The following is an 18,090-nucleotide window of genomic DNA, read 5'->3' on the forward strand; positions in this document are numbered from 1 at the left end:
TTTCCTCACTCCTTATTTTCTTCTGTTAATAATCCCACAACGTTCTCTTCTAGTTCCTCCTCGTCTTCCATCGGCGGACGTGTATCAAATGCTTGGAAAACATCTTCAAACCAATAATACACATAAAGAATTCCGGCATTTCCTTTAATATCCACAAACAAACACTGTCCATTTTCTAATGACATGATTTTCTGAATATTTTCTTCTGTCTCACTTACCCCACAAAAACGCAGTGCCTTTAATACTTCTTCACGATCATTCGAACGAAAAATAAATTTCAATCCAATATTGTTCTTTGTTTTTTCATCCCCTAAATCTGCGGTACTTTGTGTAGAGAAATCAATTCCGGCATTCATCGAACGTCCTGCACGAACCAGTTTATTTCCTAAAATTTTTCCTTGTGATACATTCAACCAAGCCCAGCTTTCATCTAGCCCAATCGCTTTATAAATTTTGCAATCTAGCTTAATAAAGTCTAATGCATACGTCGCTAAACACATCATAATGGCAATACTTAGAATTTCTGAAGAATTATAATCTTCCGCCGCAGTTTCACTATCCGGTAATGTTAAGTCTTGAACCAATGCCACGTTACACTTTGCATCAAAACTCAGTCCTTTGTCATTTGTCCCATCGCCAAATAGTAACCCCGCAATCGATAATTCCTTAAAACTTTCTAAGTGTTTTGCGAGTTTTTGTGCCATTGGATCTGCTTGTATCTTTAATGCTTCAATCACAAGCAATAATCCTTTTGGCCCCTCACTTTCTGACACCTCTTTTACTGCTTGGTGCAACAATGGAAACCGCTCTTCATCACGAATACTTACACCGGTTATATACGTCAAAATATCCAGCGCTAAACTTTCTTGATCTTTTTGTTTTTCCATGATTGAAAAAGGATCCAATAACCCAATGTTCTCTGCATCATTCGTAATATTGACAATTTTTAGATATGGTGCAAAAAACGGCAAATCTCTTCCCCAATACAAACGCTCCGATTTTGGATCGATACAAAATGCCAATGCGCCAAATAATACCGACCAAAACAATAATAAATTCTCTGTTAAGGACTTCCCACCACCAAGAGAACCGATCAGGGCTTTTGCCAATGCATTTGTCACCGAACCTTTGATCCCTTGTGCCGCTAACCATGGCTGAATAAAAACCGGTTTTTCCGTCTCGGCATTAAATCCAATCGGAATCCCGCAGCCATCACCTAATTGTTGTGTTGCACCAAAACCTAGGCTTGCCAGAAAATCAACACCAACAAATTGCCGATAATCTTCAATCGTTCGCTGCCCTGCTGGGAAACATTCATAATGCAAAAACAACTGAATATTGCAAGGAACCTCTAAATACATGCCATAATCTTCATAAAATGCGCGAACATCACTGACGCGCTTAATCATTTCATCTTTGGTTTGTCCCGCAACACGCGTCACAAACGAAACCTGGTACATATCTTCACGCGTTATTTCTAGATCTTCTTCTAAATCATTCGCCATCTCATAAGCTTCACGAACCATATTCCCAGCATCTCGACCAACAGAAGCGCCACTTTCATAAATATCATCCAAATCATTTTTCTTGTTTCGAACTTTTGATAAAGCCGAGCGATTATCCAATCGTTCAATATCAATCGAAACATCCGTAGGAAAATCCACATCTGATTGAATGTAGTACAACACTTCTGATTGAAACGGAAACACTAAATCCCGTGTCATGCGAGAAAGCGCTAAATATGACACATACTCCGTATCCATTCCTTGCATCAATACCAAATGATTTTTTTCTTCTTGTTTTCCCGCACTCGATAGATTCAAAGTATCATAATGATACAAATAGGTTTTCCCATCTTCTTGAAACGCATGAGAGACTGCCTCTACTTCTTCTAGTGATTGTTCTTTTTTTCCTTCTAAATGTTCGACTAAATACACTACATCTTGTGGTGTTGTTTTTCGCAAACGAAAATATTTTCCAATTCGATTAAACAACAACTTTTCTAAGCGTAAATAGCGTTCGATTTTCTCATTTGCAATTGTTTCAAACCCGCCAAATAAACCAACATTCGAACGGTGAAAAAAGTCTTTCCAACCTAGACGAACTTCTTGTAAAAAGCTCTTGTCTTCTTTTTCTTCCCCTTCTAATACCAATTCAAAACCAACATAAAAACGAACATTGCGAACATATTGCCCATGCATTTCTTCTAAAATTTCTTGAACCCCATCTAAATGTTGGTATGCCAATTCTTTTAGCGCCCCTTTGGACCGGACTAACTTCTTAGATGCTTCAATCGATTTTTCGATCCGTTCTTCATCTGTACAAAAATAAGCCCGCATATGTGGCACACGACTTTGACGATACAAACGCATCAAATTTTGTTGAATTTGAAACGCTTGATCTTCTCCGACAAAACTATAAGAATAAGCAGGAAATTCGTAATAGGCATAGACGCGATCGTCGATCGTAAAAATCAAGTTTTCTTCCAAATACTTAAACGGTACCTTCGGCACTACTTTCGGTAATTTCATTCTTCATCCCTCCATAACGAACCACACACGTGATTTTTTCATTGATCGCCTTTTTCTCAGGTGCTTTGGCAAATTGTCCATGAAATGAATGTTTTGGACGGAAACAAAATAATAAGAAAGAAGCCAAATAATTATATGGCTTCCTTCCTTGAAATTGTTTCCGCGTCATCAAAAAAGCAAATAACCATGGACAAAACACTTGACGAGTAATCGTATGTTCCATCATAAAAGGCGGAATACGAAAAAGACCTAACCCAAAACCAATCACAAACCAAATCCCGAACGTTTGTGTTACCGGTCGGGGAAGTGCCACGCCTTCCCAAAGCTTATAGAACACACGTTCCACGTTCCAAATCTTCGTCCAGTTGCGTATTCTTTCCATTTCTTACCGCCCCCAGGATTTCATTCGTTCCAAAATCCAGTTGAATACGCCAGACGTATCTCCAACTAACCAAACCGCTACTGCCAGCACAAGAATTAATGGAATGGCTTTGCTTGCTTTCCTTTCAAAAGCAATATAAGCCGCACCACCAAGCATTGCTAACATGATCAAATACTTAAAATCCCCGACAAAATCTGTAAATACATTCTGAAAAAAGTTCATTATTTTTCCCTCCTATGAAAGTACTCGTTCTACTGGTTGACAAAACACTACTTGCGTCGGACGAGACATTGAGAATTTGATCCGATATTCCTCGTCATGCAAGCTAACAATACAATCCCCAGAATCATTTTCTAAAAAATACATAAATGCATTCGCTTAACAACCAAACTTCTTACAAATTGCTCGTTTTTGCGCTTGTTGAGTAAAAAAACTTCCGCCTTCATAACGAAACCCTAAATAAAACCCAATCATCATACCTAGTAACAAATGAAACAATGCCATACCTCCTTTTCATTTCCCTTTCTTTTCTTGTAACTGCCTCACTTGTTTTTCTACTTTGCGATACATGACTTGAACTGGAACATGAACCATCATCATTCGATAATTGAAGGTTTCTCCCGTCTTTTTGTCATAACGCATCGAATACACATCATAGAAAAACTTTCCTCTTTTCGGTTCATAATTGCCTTCAATGACCCATGAAACGTTAGGGAGGCAGTTCCAATACATACAACTGATAATGTCCCGTTGACAACGGATAAAAGCCTAACGCTTTTAGTCGATCCGCTACCGTTATAAACATGTTCGAAATCCTCCTTATACAAATAAAAGAAGCCTATAATCCTTAGATTACAGACTTCTTATTTCTCGCTTCTTCAACCGGAACATGTATTTTTCGAATATAATAATCAATCACTTCTTTGTCTGGTAAACGATAATACCAACAATCCTCATCTGAACAATCACAAATATACCCACGTTCAAATAGCTCATTTTCGAATGTGCTACGATAACGAGAGATCACATTCAGATTATACTCAATTCTTCCGTAACAATTTCGTTCACCTAATACATAATAGTCTATCATCCCTCACCCCTTTCCTTTTGTTCTTTTTTCCATTTCTCAAAAACCTCTCTATTCAAAGTTTTTGCCAAAGAATAGGTTTCAAATCTTTTGAACAATCTTTTCTCAAATTCATTTTTCGGTTTAGGGTTATATCTCAGCTGCTTTTTATTCATTAAACCAACCGCCTTTACTTTTTGATAAGTTATCTATAATTTATCAAAATAACATTCGTCATAAAAGCTGTTTACTATTCAATCTCTAACTTACAAATAAAAATATCATTTTATTAGACATTTTTAGCCGATATTTCCAACAAATTCCATCCACATACTCGCAAAGATAGCTAGCTAACATAAATAACTCTCTAATAATTGTCGATTACAAGCGACACTATCTACTATCCATTCAATCATGCCATGCTCGTAGCACTATTCTAGAATATAACATTCAAGTTGTGGCTCCTTTTTCTACATTTTTATTTTCCCTCTTTTCTTCCACTCGCTCAAAATTAAATGTGCCTTTTATTTGTCGATAGCATGCCCCGCAATGGTTGCATTCCCAAACAAACGTCTCTTGAAAATGCGGAGCTCCGCAAGGCAATCGTTTAAAATGCACGATATGTTTTGCCAACTCACCACAATCACATGCCACATACGTCGGCGGCCAACTCGCATAATAAAGTGTTTCAAACGGCACATGATAGCTATTATAACAGCGACGATTAGTTACTATAGACATATTTTTTTCACTCCTCTTTTTCCCCTTATCGTTTCGCATGTTCATTCACCTTATGACTCCTCAATTTTCTCTAACAACGCTTGTTTTATGATTCAGTCGCCTAAGCGCCTGAATTTGAGTGACTTCCCCACCATGAACTGAATCAAGAGATTCTGTTGTCAAAGAAACGAAACCTCAGAAGTCTTTCTAATTCATGCATCAGTCATTTGGCTAGGATAACCTAAACCACAACCTGCCTGCTTCCAAGGGTAAATAGTATCAGCGTCAAAATTTTTCTTAAAATTTTGAACCAAAAATGTAAAAAATAGAAACCCACGATTTTTTTCATTTTCTCGCTGCCCCTTTCCAGCAGTCAGAACATGGTTTCAAGCCGGTTATGCCAAACGACCGACGCACGAAAAGAAAAACTATTCTGAATTTTCACTTTTGTTCTTTGACAACAGAATCCTTTTTTCTTGATCTCTCAGCTAACTATGAAAGTCACTCAAATCATGGCCTTAGGGGCTTTGCCCCTAACACCCCAGCCAACTCACTCCACCGAAAAGGTTGGAGGGGGAGGCGCAACTCTCAAAGAAAACAAAAAATTTTTAATTTTAGGAGGAATAATCATGACCACACAAACAAAAAACACCCCTTATCAAGTTGGAGACATCTTTTATAGCTCATGGGGCTATGAACAGACGAATGTTACCTTTTGGCAGATCGTGAAATTAACGGAAAAAACGGCTTGGTTCAGACCTGTTAAGAAACAAACGATAGACATTCATACCTCAATGAGTGGGACTACTGCTCCGATACAAAATGAATTTATTGATTACCCGCTCGCAAAAACAAAAGACAGTATCGTTAGAAAACGAATCAACCCGAATCATCCAAATGAACTCTATGGCAATCGTAGTTGGGATACCTTTTACCGTTATGATGGGAAACCTGTTTATGAAAGTAGTTACTACTAAGAGGGATTTTTCCCTCTTAGTTCAAAACAAAAATAAAAAAACAAAGGAGTAATTGCAATGACAAACACAAATTCCATTCCTATTGTGGATTGTTACGACCGGAATACCAATGACTATTTAGGCTCGTTTGAACAAACAGATGAAAACATCATCAATTATATTGCTGGACAAAGTCCTTTTCAATCGATTTATTTAGTAGAACAGCGAACAGATACACTCATTTTAACCACCATCGGGAACTTTTTAGATCAAGTCCCTAATCAACAATGGCTACAACAAATCTTACCGCTACTTATTGCAAAACAAACAGGAGAAATTCCAATTGAATCAGTTCCCATATTTTCTTAAATCATTCACTATTACGTACTCAAGGGAAAACTTCTTCCCTTGAGAGAAAGGAGAACACTTTATGTTTACAGATCTTACCCCGTTTGGGGAACCTATTCAAAAAGACGAATTTGTGCAACACTACATGGAATTATTCGAAGGAGCAATTAAAAAAATGTATGCCATTGATACTTTCTATACAAAAGAGCGTCAATACCTAAAAGCAGAACAACAAAAAATCACTTTGCTTTATGAACAATTTGAAGCAACTTACCAAAGAGAACCAGACTATCGCTATCTTTCCCAATGTTTAACACAAAACATTCTTAAAAAAGAACATCTTTTTGCGACACATGAAAAAAACCTTATGTCTGCCGAACACTTTGCGACTATCTACACCGATCAACTAAAACAGCAACAAATTTGTACATTCGAACAATTCAGGCATGATACTTTTTATATTCTAGAACGGGAACACTATCGCGCGATCACACGTTACAACGAACAAAATCAAGCCATTGAAGGTTATCCCGAATTACAAATTCAAAATAATCGTTTCATGCAACAACAATTACTCAAACAGCTGACTAATGAATTCCATGAACAATATCAAGCCTATCAAAGATAAACCACTTTTTTTCAACGATAGGCTTGATCATCCTAGACAATCTTTCCCATACAATAAACTTTCTAAAGATATCCCCATCATTCCTGATAAAATCATAGATATCTCAATTGACGGAATTTCTTTTCATCCGAAATCAAACCTTACTTGAAACCAATGGATAATTACTTGTAATTGATCTACTACAAAATCCAATACATTCACAATCAATTCACTTGGTTTTGACATTCCACTACCTGATAAAACAACCGTAGATAACACAAACACAATGCCTAAAATCACTAATATTCGCAAAACACTCCAGCCTACTTCTAATAAAAAACGAATCATTCTCTCACTCTCCTTCCCTACAGCGTCAACAACCACAAAATAAAAAGAATACATACAAGCATTCCTAAAAAAAATTCAATGATATACCAAAGAACACGAAAAAAGAGCATTTTTTTCACTCCCTTTTATCTTCCCTCTTTTACTTCCACTTTGAATGCATTGTCTTTTCCTTGTTCAACAGTAAATACACGATTATCGTTCGTTAATCCTTTCGCTGTTGTTTGTTTTACTTCCAATCGATAAAACGATACTTTATTTTCCTTTAACGCTTGAATCATCTGACTGTAAACAATTCCCGTTATTTTTTGATACTGTAGCTGTTTGACTTGGCCATCTACAAATGTTCCTCTCAAATAGGCTTGATCCTGACCGTCAATACTGGTATGCACATCAAATTGAATCTCACCCGATGCATTTACTCGTTGAATTATTACATCAGCCAACAAATCTCCTGACACATTTTCTTTCAATACAAAATTTTTATCAATTAATGCTTGTTCAATTTGATCTTGATAGGCACATACTTGGTTGTAAGCCACAAAACAAGTACGTCCTACAAAAACAATGTAACCTATCGTAATGAATCCACTTACTACTAACCAACGTACAATTTTCTCTTCTCCTGCCATCCAACCACTAAAACATCCAAAAAAACAAGAAAGAGGAATCAAAAATACAATCAAATAAAGAAAAAACATCCAAAAACCAGTATTTATCAATCCTCTTACGACAATATCAAACAACCTTCCCCCTCCTCCTTTAATTTCTTTTCTAATATTCTTTGTAAATCAGGTATATCTTGATGGATAAATCGCCAAACATCCAATTTTCGATAACCACGTCTGTTTACTCGGTGAACCAAATAATGCCTCATTTTTACAAATTTTAACCAATCGCATTCCGTAAACGAATAACGAAAAAAATCACTTAAACGCAATCCTAAAATCTCACCAATTTCTATACAAGACATTTGAATCGATCGCCGATAATCGCTATCCTCTTGAAAAACAAGCGGATTATCACCAAAACGTTGGATTGTTTGTTGGATCTCTTGACAACACCGAATCACTTCTTCTACATAATGTTTATCTTGTCCTCCAATTGTTTTCCTCCCTTTTTTCTTATAACAAATAATCGATCGCTTGTGGATTTTCTTGAATGTATTCACAAACCGACCGCACCTCATCTTCTATAATTTTTTCATCCTGTTCACGCAATTCTGTCACACCTAAAATCTCATCTAATCGATTAAGACCTAATGTCTCATCTACAATTTTTACAATTTTTATCGAGCGTGCCGCCTGTGTTTTCAAATAAGCCAATTTACGATTATAATTCGGTTTTTCCGGTTTCAACGTTAACGGTACTTTTTCTACTCCTTGAATCAATTTTGCCCAAGATGCCCATATTCGATTATCTTTTCCGTTTTCTCTTGATTTTTCCAAAACCATTAATTGATTCGCTAAAACACCAACAACTAACGAGGAAAAATCATTCGTCCGTAAATATTGATCCAAAAACCGCTCTGCTTTTTTGTTTTTCATACGAATTTCGTAACGATTTTTTATCTCTACCTCTTCTAGTGGAATCCCTTGTTTTTTCGCAATTTCATAATTCTTTTGATAAAAACAAAAATGCATAAGGCTCTGTGGACTACCTAGATAAATCGATAAACCACCGCTTGCATCTTCTAACATACTTTTTTCTTCTTGTGATCGCCAGGTTTGAAACCCCGAAATAAATTCATTTCGACTCAACTTTCTGGCCAATTCATGAAGCGAAAAGATCTCTTCGAGATCATCAACCGCTATATCTAATCGACGAGGCGTGCCTTCAAATTCTTGACAGCGAAAAAAGAATTCTTTCCACGAATCACTTCGTTCATCTAAGACACTTTCATAATGACGACAGCCTTGACCAGACAATTCGATCAAACAACCTCGTTCATCGCCTTTCTTGGAATTCAACACACGAATCATCCCTTTTTGATACATTTCAACATAGCCAAACAACTTTGTATCAGCATAATAAAATGAAGTAAACTCCATCCCTAATATATCTTCTATCACTTTTTTAGGATCATTCGTCGGAATTCGAATTCGAATATAATCAAATTTCACTTCTAACCACCCGTTTCCAACAGAAAATTTCGAATAGAAATCTAATAATTGTTGTTCCAGTTCTTCTGAACAACTTCGTTGTCCATTTTCTATCTTAGACAAAAACGTCCGATCAATCCCTAAGGTATTCGCCACAATCTTTTGGCTCAAATTCCGACTTAAACGCACACTTTTTAGATGTTCCGGTGACATAAAATCCCTTCTTTCTTGTTTGTCACATCAAACATTTCAATAACAAACGTTATGTGACAAGTTAAATTTTTCAGAAATGTTATGATACCAACGTTCAACCGACCTCAGACAGCAAGTTGAAAAGTTTTTCAACCCCCCTGTTAGAATATGGGGGTTTTAGGCGTGCGCTCCGCGCACGCCACCATCTTTGCACACTGCTCCTCAGAGCTTCCGCTAACGCTACGACGCCTTCGCGCCGTTTCCGCTCTGAGGCTGGTGTGCAACTCTGGTGATATGCGCGGAGCATAGCCCCCATATTCTAACGGGGAATCATTCGCTCTGGAGGTAGAGTTGAACACATAATCATATCATCGGCTTTTAAATATAACTCTTGTTTTGAATAGTATTTGACAAAAGAATAAGAGAGATTGATAAACCAACCATAAAAAAATGGGCATTCTATCGTCTTTTCCGGCAATTCGGGTACTACGGGATCTTGTACCTTTATCTGCACTAAAAAGCCCTCGTAAGCTCCTTCAAGAACCGTTACCAGACAGGCATAGCCAATTATTTCACTCGTTGGGACTTTCCTGGATCTACCAAACGCATCATTTAATCGCTTATAACGATAAACTGGTTTAATTTCTTCCAAGATAAAACAATCCCCAAACAAAGCCGTCAATTTTAAATCATTCATCGTAACATGTCTTCGATACTTTGCAGGTATTTCCTCCATTACTTCTCACCCCCTTCAAATCGTAAAATCATTAATTGATCAGACAATTGTCGAAATTCAGCAAAAAAATTAAATTCTGTTACATCTACATAAGGTGCATAAAATTCACGAACCTGTTCAGTCCCTGGATCAATATACCCACGTCCTCTAACGGGTTTATTAAACAATGACTTTAATGTATTCTCGTACATCATCTTATAACCGGCTTTCGATACTTTCCCTAGAGTGACGCGCAATCCAAAATTATCTCGAATTGCCCCCTCTAAATATTTCGTATCCGGACGTTGTGTACCCACCAACAAAAATACACCACATTGTCGTCCCATTAATGCAATACGATTCAAACAATTCATCGCTTTTTTCTTTTCATTTATTCCTAACGAAGCATAATACGCCGCCCATTCATCCACCACTAAAAAATGTGGCTTTAACCCAAAATGCGTATAATCATACCCCAATTCAAATTCAGAAGATTCTCTTAATTTCTTATAACGTTTTTCTGTTATGTCCGATACATTCAATAAACATTCTAAGATACCACCACCATAGAACACATGCCCCTTAAAAATCGGTAATGCCTCTAATCTTGCTAAATCTGAACGTTTTGGATCACAAATATCTATCGTCGCAAATGGTAATAACGCATAAATTAAAGTCATCAAAAAATACGTCTTACCTCCACCAGTTCCTCCAATTACTAACCCATGAGGGGATTTATTATATGCCCAACGTACATTTTTCATTAAAGTGATTACACCATCTTTAACGGTGACATCTCGAACATTGATCCGATTTTTTTCCACATCATACATAAACGTATAACACACATAATTCTTTTCCCGTTGTTCTTCCACAAGATCACAGAAAAACGCTTCTTCTAATTCCCCCGCTAAATTGTTAAACCGTTCGTGAAAAGGTCCTAAATCTAACGGCAAACGCACATAAATTAATCCATCTTTATAGTGATAAAAAATTTTGGGGTAATACACAACCTTTCGGCGGCCATTCTTTTGTACTTTTTCAATAATTAATCGACGGCTTTGGATCATCTCTGCTAGTTTTCCTTTATGTACCAAACGTTGGTATACGTTGTAACAAAAGAAATACAAACAAGCATAGGCAAACGCTCCCGCTAATAAGAAGCTAACCACCACATAACCACCAATTGCCCACCAAGACCATTGCCATAGAATTGATGAAAATAAAATAACTATTCCTACCATCAATAAAAGAACTGGTAGCATCAAATAAAAAATAAATCGTTGAGAAGCATATATATGCCTACTATGAATTCGTACTCCTTTGTATTGAAACAACTAATTACCACCTTTATTTTCTTTGTATCCATTCTTTGTTTTTCTCAATAAGTGCTAGATTTTCTACCAGCTTTTGTATCGGTTCTTGAATTTTTTTCAGTACTTTTTCTGCTTTGAATACTGTCCGTAGAATTTCTTTTGATTTATCTATCTCTTCTAAAATCGTTGGAACGTCAGCGGTCATGATTTCTTTTTCCGTTCCAAATAATTCAATAGGTGAAACTTCTAATACAGAAGCAATTTTGTCTAATGTTTCAAAAGTAGGATACCTATTTCCTCGCTCAATATTTGAAATAGATTGTTTTTTCAAACCTACTTTTTCAGCTAGTTGCTCTTGTGATAAATTTTTATTTTTTCGTAGTTTTACAATGTTTTTTCCAAAGTTTTCTATCATAAGAAAACACCTCCTCAGTAAAAAAGAGCAGTCATCTGACTACTCTTTTTTCGGTCCTTCCTTTCCAAATGATCCATTTCCTTTATCTTGTACCGGTGGTGTTCCTGGCATTGATTGAAATACATTTTTCCCAGTTTTCTTATATCCTGTCGCCGTTACTTTTATGTCACTATTGACATAGGCGCTCGTTGCTTGACGGTCAATCGATGACCAAAAACGAAACTCAACGCCTTCCAATTCAATAATATCCCCATTTTTTAAATCCTCAATCCTTACTTCCGGAGGGAAATTCACAATAAAAATTGTTTCTTGTGCAGCACTTGAACATTCCACCGGCCGCTCTTTGATTTCACCCGTACTTTCATTTCCATCATAGTCCATACGGACTCGTTTTGTTTTTACAAAAAAGACTTCTCCTAATGTTTCTTTTGGTAATCCTGGTACCAAACCTTGATCAAATTCTAATGCCATTATTGTTGTCCTCCTTTTACTTCTACACGATCCGCTAACAAATAAAAATTATCGTTAATGATTCGATTAACTTCTCCATTTCGTCCTAAATTTTGTGAATTTGGCGCAAAAGACACACGTGGATTTGCCAATAATACCTCCGCATTATAACGCATGGCTTTTGGTGCACCACCCGAAGGAACACGTACCTCAATCATGCCCATTTTCTCAGAATTCATTTGAAAAATTTCTGTTTCCACTCGTGAAACTGCTCCTCGATTATTTCTAGGACCATCTGAACGTATATGACTTTGATTCCATACTTTTCCTAAGACTTCTTTTTGATCAATTACTACATAACTTAATCCCATAATTATTTTTCTCCTTCCATCTCTTCTAAATTCTTTTTCTTTTATAGCCAAAAAATCCAGCAATACTTGTTAAAATCATACCTAAAACAGAAAATACCGCATGGATTTCTTCACCGGTTTTTGGTAAAACCTTCGTTTTTCCATCTGCTGTTTTGACTTCAATATTTCCACTAGGGAGTTTTTTCACAGGAATGGATGGATCCTCTACTAAATTCCCTTGCGCATCTTGTATCAATGGTACCCCATCTTTTACCCCAACAATCGTTTGCCCAGTTGCGGTTCTTAATGGCGTGGTTGGTGTTGGCACGTGACTAATTTCTTTGATATTACTTGTCACAATCGGTACACTGGCTCCTTGAGCAGCATCCGTTATAATTTTTCCAGACGAATCTATCGACACATTCACTTCTTTTGCCGGACCTGTTGGTTTATCTTTATTTGGTTTTGTTTCTTTGTCTTCATTTGGCTTTTCTATTGGTCGCTCTTCTGTCGGTTGTTCTGACTTTTCACTGATAGAAGGCGTTGTTGGTTGTTCAACCGTAGAAGAATTCATTGAACTATCCGACGTTTCTGTTGTCCCTGTTGTTTCCGTCGATGCTGCCCCAGAATCTATCGAGGGAATAGGAACTTTTTCCCCGTCTCCAGACAACTCAATCGGAGGTGTCACAGGAACCTCTGACGTATCCGGTATTTTTGTTTCACTTGTCCCAGGATCTACTGGAACCGTTGGTCGTTCCTCACCAGTATCAGGTACCTCCGGTACTGGTATCGGTACTTCTGTCTCTTCCGAAATTAAAGGCGCCATCGGTGTTTCTTCATCTGCAAAAGCAATCATACCATTGGTAAAAAACAACGTACTAAATAAAGGAATCATCAAATATTTCTTCAATTTCTTTTCTTCTCCTTTCATTTACTCTTTTTCTATTCATATTCTTCCCCTTCTTTCTAAAAACCAAACAAGCGGCTAGTTGCCTAACCGCTTGTTCGTTCTTTTTAGTCTTTGACCTTGTATAATTCATAACCAATCAATCCTGCCGCAAGGACAAAGATCATACCAATCATGATCCATAACCCATTGTCTTCAGAGCCTGTTTTTGGCAACATAGGTGCCATTGCAGCTTGTTTCACTTCTTTTACAGGTTGTGGTTCGTTTGGTTTTACTGGTTGCGGTGGTTTTGGTGCCTCCACAAATTGAACCGTTTGATCTTTGTTTGTTAGATCGACGTTATGTTTTGCGACTTCTTCAAACGTTTCTTTTTCATCTTCTGTTTTCGCTTGCAGCCATTCCGCAAAACTCAATCCTTTTCCTGCAAGATTGCGACCGTCAACGATGAATTCAAATAAGAATTCCATCATTTCTTTATCAGCCATAAAGACTTTTTCCGCATGTGTGCCTTCAAATGGCGTACCGTCTGGTGTTAAGTAGCCTTGAACGATCAACTTGTAGATTTGACCAATTGCTAGACCGTCTACTTTAACCCATTCCAACACGGTTTGATTTGGTAAAGCTAAGATCTCTTTTCCACCATTTGCATTGGTAGCTTTTGTCGTAATGGTTGGATTGGCCACTTTAATGGTTTGGTCTTTATCGGTAATGTCCGCATGCGTTGCTAATAATACACCGTCTCTGAAGAGATCTTCAAAGACTACGACTTCTTTGCCTCGTAACGCACGGGCGTCTAAGATAAAGTCTAAGTTGACTGTACCGTCGGTACGTTCTGCCACAAACGTTAACGTACTTGTGATTTCTTTGCCATCCACTAAGACTGGTTTTTCGCTTTCTTTATCCATTAGCACACCACTGACGGTGTAGGTCTTTCCAACGATCAAATCGTGATACTTCACAGCGTCGGTAATCGTGACTTTCGTTAATGGATTGACTGCTTTTAATCCCGTTGGTTTATGCGTAGCGGTGGTACGAACACTTGGGTTCGTTACCCGTACCGTTTGGCCTTTGTCATTGATATCTTTGTGGTTTGCCAGTTCTTCGTCATTTCTAAAAAGACTTTCAAACACAACAATTTCACGACCATTCAAGCCCGTTAGATCAAAAGTAAATGGCACGATCACCGTTTCATTTTTTGCTTTGGCAATAAAGCCAACCGCACTTTCTACCGGTTGACCATGAACAAGTAAGACTTCACCGGTTGCTTTGTCCATTAAGATCCCTTTGACCAAGTAAGCTTTTCCTGGAAGGATTTCTTTGATTTCAACGGTATCGTTTAAGGTAAACAGCCCCGTTGGGTCTGCGACCGTTAAGCCATCTTCAAAAACAGCTGTCGTATGAACGCTTGGATTGTTTACTTTCACACTTTGGGCTTCATCAGTAATGTCTTCATGTGCCGCAACTTCAATGCCATCACGGAAAAGTTTTTCAAAAACAACGATCGTTTGACCTTTCAGAACACTAGCATTAACCACAAATTCAAGATCTTTTGTACCATTGGCTTTGTCTGCAATAAAGGTCAAGGTACTTGTGATTTCTTTGCCATCTTGTAAGATTGGCGCATTCGTTGCCTTGTTCATCAATACTCCTGAAATGGTGTATTCTTTGCCGACAAACAGGTTGGTATAAGAAACACTATCTTTAATGACGATCGTTTCTAATGGATCAACCATTTTTTCACCATCGGCTTTATTTGACGCTTGTGTTTCTAGTTTTGGTGGAATCAAGTAATTACGTACAGAAACCACTAACGTTTCCCCATCATCTGGCGCATTTTGTTTGAATGCAACAGTGAATGCTTGTTTATCTGTATTTGATTGGAAGCTTTCTAATGGTGCATTTTCCAAGAAGTAATAGTCATCGGCAACTAGACCTTTCACTAAAATTTCCCCGTTTTGATCAGTGGTATATTCACCAATTGCTTGATCTTTACCGTTATACAAGGTAAAGTTCACACCTGCAAGTGGCGTTTTCTTCTTATTCCATTCTTCATACTTGAATAATTTTACGTTTTTCCGTGCTTGACGGTTCGCAAAATGGATCACTTTAATCGGTTCTGTATCATTGGTAATCGAGAACACCAATGGGTTTTGATTCAAAACGTAATTTACGGGCGCTTTGATTTCTTCCAAACGATAACGATCTTTTCCATAAGTAAGTGTACCGTTAGTTAAGAAAAAGCCTTTTTCATTGGTTTTAAAGATATCCGTTGTTTCTGTATCATTTGGAATTTCCATTGTGACATAACGATTGGCTAAAGTATCAAAAATCTTGAATTCTGTATTGGCAAGTGGAATCACTTTCCCTGTTTCTTGATCTACTTTCACCACTTTAAGACGTTGTTCGATTACTTTATCTTCTAAAACATAATGGAAAGTTTGCCCATTTTCAGAAATTGTGACTTCGAATGGTTCAAATAGTTTATACCCTTCTTTTCCTTTGGTTTCAGAAAGAATGTACGTATCAAAGACAACAGTATTTTTACCAAAGCTAGCGTAACCATCTTTGTCTGTGACAACTGTTTTCACCACTTGACCAGTTGTTTTTGATGTCAAAGAGATTTCAATACCAGCTAATTTTGGTTTGTTATCTGGATTGGTTGAATCGACTAAATCTTTATTAGCAACTTTCACTAAATCAATGGTTCCTTTGATCACTTGATCTTTAGCAGTGACTTCTTTTGTGACGGTTTCTTTATCTTGTCCACCATAGACTAACTCAAAATGAATCTTATTTGTATTGAGGTTATAACCTTTTGGCGCTTTTTCCTCAATCCAATAATAAGAACCAAGTTTCAAATCTTTCACTTCTGCTTGGACTTTTCCATTAACATTTTTTAATGTAACAGATTTGATTTTTGTACCGTCCGCTTGATAAAGTCCATAGACTACGCCTTCTAAGGTCGCAGCACCTTGTGCTATATTTCCTGTTTCAACATCTTCTTTGAAAATGCGCGCAATCCCTTTTTGTTCTTTGTTTTCAAGAATCACTTTGATTGTTTTATTCGCTTCGATCGTGAAATCTTTGCTTGTTTTGTTCAACACGTAACCAGTTGGGGCTTTGATTTCAACGACCGTGCCTTTTGTGCCATGGGTGATATTCTTGATCGTGGCTTTTCCGTTTTTATCGGTTTTCACGGTTTGGTTTTTGCCATTGATCGTCACTTTGATTTCTGCATTGGCCAAAGGTTTCTTGGTGTCTGCGTCGATCTTTAGAATTTCCAAGTTGCCTTGTTTGAGGACGTTTAAACGTAACAAAGAAGAATTTGGTTCATTTGGATTTAAAACACCAATCGTTTGAGAACCTGATTTCTTATAAACCATCGGAGAACTCATAGCTTTTAATTTGAATAATTTGACCGTTGCATCCTTCGACGCGTTTTGGGTTGCGGTAATCACTAATTGATTGCCTTGAATTTTTGCAGTAATACCTTTGGAAGGTTCAATCCTTACAATATCTTTCAATACATTATTTGTATCTGATACTTTTATTGTTTCTCCCACTTTGATTGTTTTTGTTTGATTATTAAAGGAAACTCTTTTATCAAAGTCATTAACTAATTTTTGAATTTTAACTTTACGAGCATTGTAATTCAGAGGAGCATACGTCCAAGTGACTTTACGTCCTAAAACTTCGCCGATCATTAATTGTGTTGTAAAGTATTGTTCTTTCGATTTATCTGGATTATTCACATAACCAAAATAAGAAATCAAAGTAATCTTATGACGCTTAGAAGCATCTTTCAAATACGCATCCAATGCCTCAGTCGAATGGACTTGTCCATTTCCCTTAAAATCTACCCCTGGTTGAATACAAAATGCGGCTTGTCCATTAACCGTAAACATAGGAATACCATTAAACGTAAATCCTGGTCGTCCTGGATCATCTACAATTGCCCAGTTAATCCCTCGACCAACTAAATTTTCACGAACAATATTGTCATTTACGGCACGACGAACACGAGCAGATCGTGGTTGAGTAACCACAAACGTTTCTTCTACGTCTTTCTCCGACAACGTCGTTTCTTTCGTGTCAGAAGCGACTACAGAGTCTTCTGTCTTTTCTTCCGTATCCTTAATGTCTACAAGTGGTTCCTCTGGTTTTTCTGTATTAGTAGCGAATGTATCCATTGCTTTGTCTACAGAAGGTTCTGTCGAATCAGAAGACTCAGATGTCAGGTTCCCTTCTGACGGTTTTGTCTCTAGTGTATCTGTTGTTTCGGCTGGTTCAGAAGATGGTGTCATATTCGACGTACTTTCTTCTGAAGGCTCCACTGAACGCTCTGTTTCAGGTGTTTCTACTTCTACTGGTTGAGCAACAGTTGGACTGTCACCCGGATTTTGTGTTTCCCCGATCGTTTGATCGAGAGTTGCTTTTGAATTGGTTGTCGGCGCACTGGTCTCTGGCACAGACTCAGATGGTGTTTCTACAGCTGGTACAGCTTCTTCTACCGGTTGAACTTCGACTGCTTCAGTAAGAGCTGGTGCGGTCGTTTCTACCGTTGGTTGCCCAACAGCTGTTTCTTCCGCTTGTGCTTGAAAGGCACCTGTCAAAAAGCAAAACTGTGAAAAAGCGACGAGAGCTGCGGCTTTCAACCAATTCTTTCTTGTTCTTTGTTGCACAAGAAT

The 18,090-nt window shown here is 37.5% G+C and carries 22 protein-coding genes; 3 read left to right on the forward strand and 19 right to left on the reverse strand.

The genetic code is table 11. The features are described 5' to 3' along the window. Positions 1-5: 5 nt before the first annotated feature. The 8 genes from EG2_RS07395 to EG2_RS07415 all read right to left on the reverse strand — a co-directional run bounded on the left by EG2_RS07395 (position 6) and on the right by EG2_RS07415 (position 4,720). Positions 6-2,531, reverse strand: a complete 2,526-nt coding sequence (locus EG2_RS07395) for an ATP-binding protein (RefSeq protein ID WP_060814183.1) — start codon at positions 2,529-2,531, stop codon at positions 6-8. Beyond that, a complete protein-coding gene (locus tag EG2_RS18355) occupies positions 2,494-2,913 on the reverse strand; it encodes a TcpE family conjugal transfer membrane protein (protein WP_082709536.1) in 420 nt (139 codons plus the stop codon). Before EG2_RS18355 ends, EG2_RS07395 begins: the two co-directional genes overlap by 38 nt. A 3-nt stretch (positions 2,914-2,916) precedes the next feature. Then, complete coding sequence (locus EG2_RS07405; RefSeq protein ID WP_060814184.1) at positions 2,917-3,135, reverse strand: hypothetical protein; 219 nt, start codon at positions 3,133-3,135, stop codon at positions 2,917-2,919. A gap of 156 nt (positions 3,136-3,291) precedes the next feature. Beyond that, positions 3,292-3,417 carry a hypothetical protein gene (locus EG2_RS19525; RefSeq protein ID WP_255210071.1) on the reverse strand — a complete coding sequence of 42 codons (126 nt, stop codon included), beginning with the start codon at positions 3,415-3,417 and terminating at the stop codon, positions 3,292-3,294. Positions 3,418-3,426: 9 nt separating this feature from the next. Beyond that, on the reverse strand, positions 3,427-3,555 hold the full coding sequence (locus EG2_RS19530; protein ID WP_255210072.1) for a hypothetical protein: 129 nt from the start codon (positions 3,553-3,555) through the stop codon (positions 3,427-3,429). 205 nt (positions 3,556-3,760) lie between these two features. Beyond that, positions 3,761-4,003 carry a hypothetical protein gene (locus EG2_RS07410; protein ID WP_060814185.1) on the reverse strand — a complete coding sequence of 81 codons (243 nt, stop codon included), beginning with the start codon at positions 4,001-4,003 and terminating at the stop codon, positions 3,761-3,763. Next, positions 4,000-4,155: a hypothetical protein gene (locus EG2_RS18800; RefSeq protein ID WP_156424234.1), complete on the reverse strand. Its 156-nt coding sequence runs from the start codon at positions 4,153-4,155 to the stop codon at positions 4,000-4,002. The genes EG2_RS07410 and EG2_RS18800 overlap by 4 nt, the downstream gene beginning before the upstream one ends. A 274-nt stretch (positions 4,156-4,429) precedes the next feature. Then, a complete protein-coding gene (locus EG2_RS07415) occupies positions 4,430-4,720 on the reverse strand; it encodes a hypothetical protein (RefSeq protein WP_139243328.1) in 291 nt (96 codons plus the stop codon). A 608-nt stretch (positions 4,721-5,328) separates the two neighbouring features. On the opposite strand from EG2_RS07415, the gene EG2_RS19535 reads away from it, so the two are divergent. The 3 genes from EG2_RS19535 (at position 5,329) to EG2_RS07430 (ending at position 6,631) form a co-directional block, all read left to right on the forward strand. After that, positions 5,329-5,676, forward strand: a complete 348-nt coding sequence (locus EG2_RS19535; protein WP_060814187.1) for a hypothetical protein — start codon at positions 5,329-5,331, stop codon at positions 5,674-5,676. 57 nt (positions 5,677-5,733) lie between these two features. Beyond that, entirely contained in the window at positions 5,734-6,024 is a 291-nt protein-coding gene (locus tag EG2_RS07425) for a hypothetical protein (RefSeq protein ID WP_115241620.1), read from the forward strand. Between the two features lie 61 nt (positions 6,025-6,085). Continuing rightward, on the forward strand, positions 6,086-6,631 hold the full coding sequence (locus EG2_RS07430) for a hypothetical protein (protein WP_060814188.1): 546 nt from the start codon (positions 6,086-6,088) through the stop codon (positions 6,629-6,631). A gap of 123 nt (positions 6,632-6,754) precedes the next feature. Here the strand turns inward: EG2_RS07430 and EG2_RS07435 are convergent, their stop codons facing one another. From EG2_RS07435 to EG2_RS07485, 11 genes are all read right to left on the reverse strand, one after another. Further along, positions 6,755-6,958, reverse strand: coding sequence for a hypothetical protein (locus EG2_RS07435; RefSeq protein ID WP_060814189.1), 204 nt, complete (start codon positions 6,956-6,958; stop codon positions 6,755-6,757). 125 nt (positions 6,959-7,083) lie between these two features. After that, positions 7,084-7,701: a hypothetical protein gene (locus tag EG2_RS07440; protein WP_060814190.1), complete on the reverse strand. Its 618-nt coding sequence runs from the start codon at positions 7,699-7,701 to the stop codon at positions 7,084-7,086. Further along, positions 7,683-8,126 (reverse strand): HepT-like ribonuclease domain-containing protein, encoded by a 444-nt coding sequence (locus EG2_RS07445; protein ID WP_060814191.1) that lies wholly within the window; start codon positions 8,124-8,126, stop codon positions 7,683-7,685. The genes EG2_RS07440 and EG2_RS07445 overlap by 19 nt, the downstream gene beginning before the upstream one ends. Further along, positions 8,080-9,270 carry a replication initiation factor domain-containing protein gene (locus tag EG2_RS07450; RefSeq protein ID WP_060814192.1) on the reverse strand — a complete coding sequence of 397 codons (1,191 nt, stop codon included), beginning with the start codon at positions 9,268-9,270 and terminating at the stop codon, positions 8,080-8,082. The genes EG2_RS07445 and EG2_RS07450 overlap by 47 nt, the downstream gene beginning before the upstream one ends. A 298-nt stretch (positions 9,271-9,568) precedes the next feature. Beyond that, on the reverse strand, positions 9,569-9,985 hold the full coding sequence (locus EG2_RS07455; RefSeq protein ID WP_060814193.1) for a hypothetical protein: 417 nt from the start codon (positions 9,983-9,985) through the stop codon (positions 9,569-9,571). Continuing rightward, the gene (locus EG2_RS07460; RefSeq protein ID WP_060814194.1) at positions 9,985-11,301 is read right to left on the reverse strand and encodes an FtsK/SpoIIIE domain-containing protein; all 1,317 of its coding nucleotides are present in this window, start codon (positions 11,299-11,301) and stop codon (positions 9,985-9,987) included. The genes EG2_RS07455 and EG2_RS07460 overlap by 1 nt, the downstream gene beginning before the upstream one ends. A 13-nt stretch (positions 11,302-11,314) precedes the next feature. Continuing rightward, entirely contained in the window at positions 11,315-11,695 is a 381-nt protein-coding gene (locus EG2_RS07465) for a helix-turn-helix domain-containing protein (protein WP_060814195.1), read from the reverse strand. Positions 11,696-11,734: 39 nt separating this feature from the next. Continuing rightward, positions 11,735-12,166 carry a DUF961 family protein gene (locus EG2_RS07470; protein ID WP_060814196.1) on the reverse strand — a complete coding sequence of 144 codons (432 nt, stop codon included), beginning with the start codon at positions 12,164-12,166 and terminating at the stop codon, positions 11,735-11,737. Further along, a complete protein-coding gene (locus tag EG2_RS07475) occupies positions 12,166-12,516 on the reverse strand; it encodes a DUF961 family protein (RefSeq protein WP_060814197.1) in 351 nt (116 codons plus the stop codon). The genes EG2_RS07470 and EG2_RS07475 overlap by 1 nt, the downstream gene beginning before the upstream one ends. Positions 12,517-12,541: 25 nt before the next feature. Further along, on the reverse strand, positions 12,542-13,405 hold the full coding sequence (locus EG2_RS07480; RefSeq protein ID WP_139243330.1) for an LPXTG cell wall anchor domain-containing protein: 864 nt from the start codon (positions 13,403-13,405) through the stop codon (positions 12,542-12,544). 104 nt (positions 13,406-13,509) lie between these two features. Further along, a complete protein-coding gene (locus EG2_RS07485; protein WP_169793128.1) occupies positions 13,510-18,084 on the reverse strand; it encodes a VaFE repeat-containing surface-anchored protein in 4,575 nt (1,524 codons plus the stop codon). Between the last annotated feature and the right edge of the window lie 6 nt (positions 18,085-18,090).

Origin of the sequence: Enterococcus gallinarum NBRC 100675, assembly GCF_001544275.1 — a bacterium.
Taxonomy (GTDB): domain Bacteria; phylum Bacillota; class Bacilli; order Lactobacillales; family Enterococcaceae; genus Enterococcus_D; species Enterococcus_D gallinarum.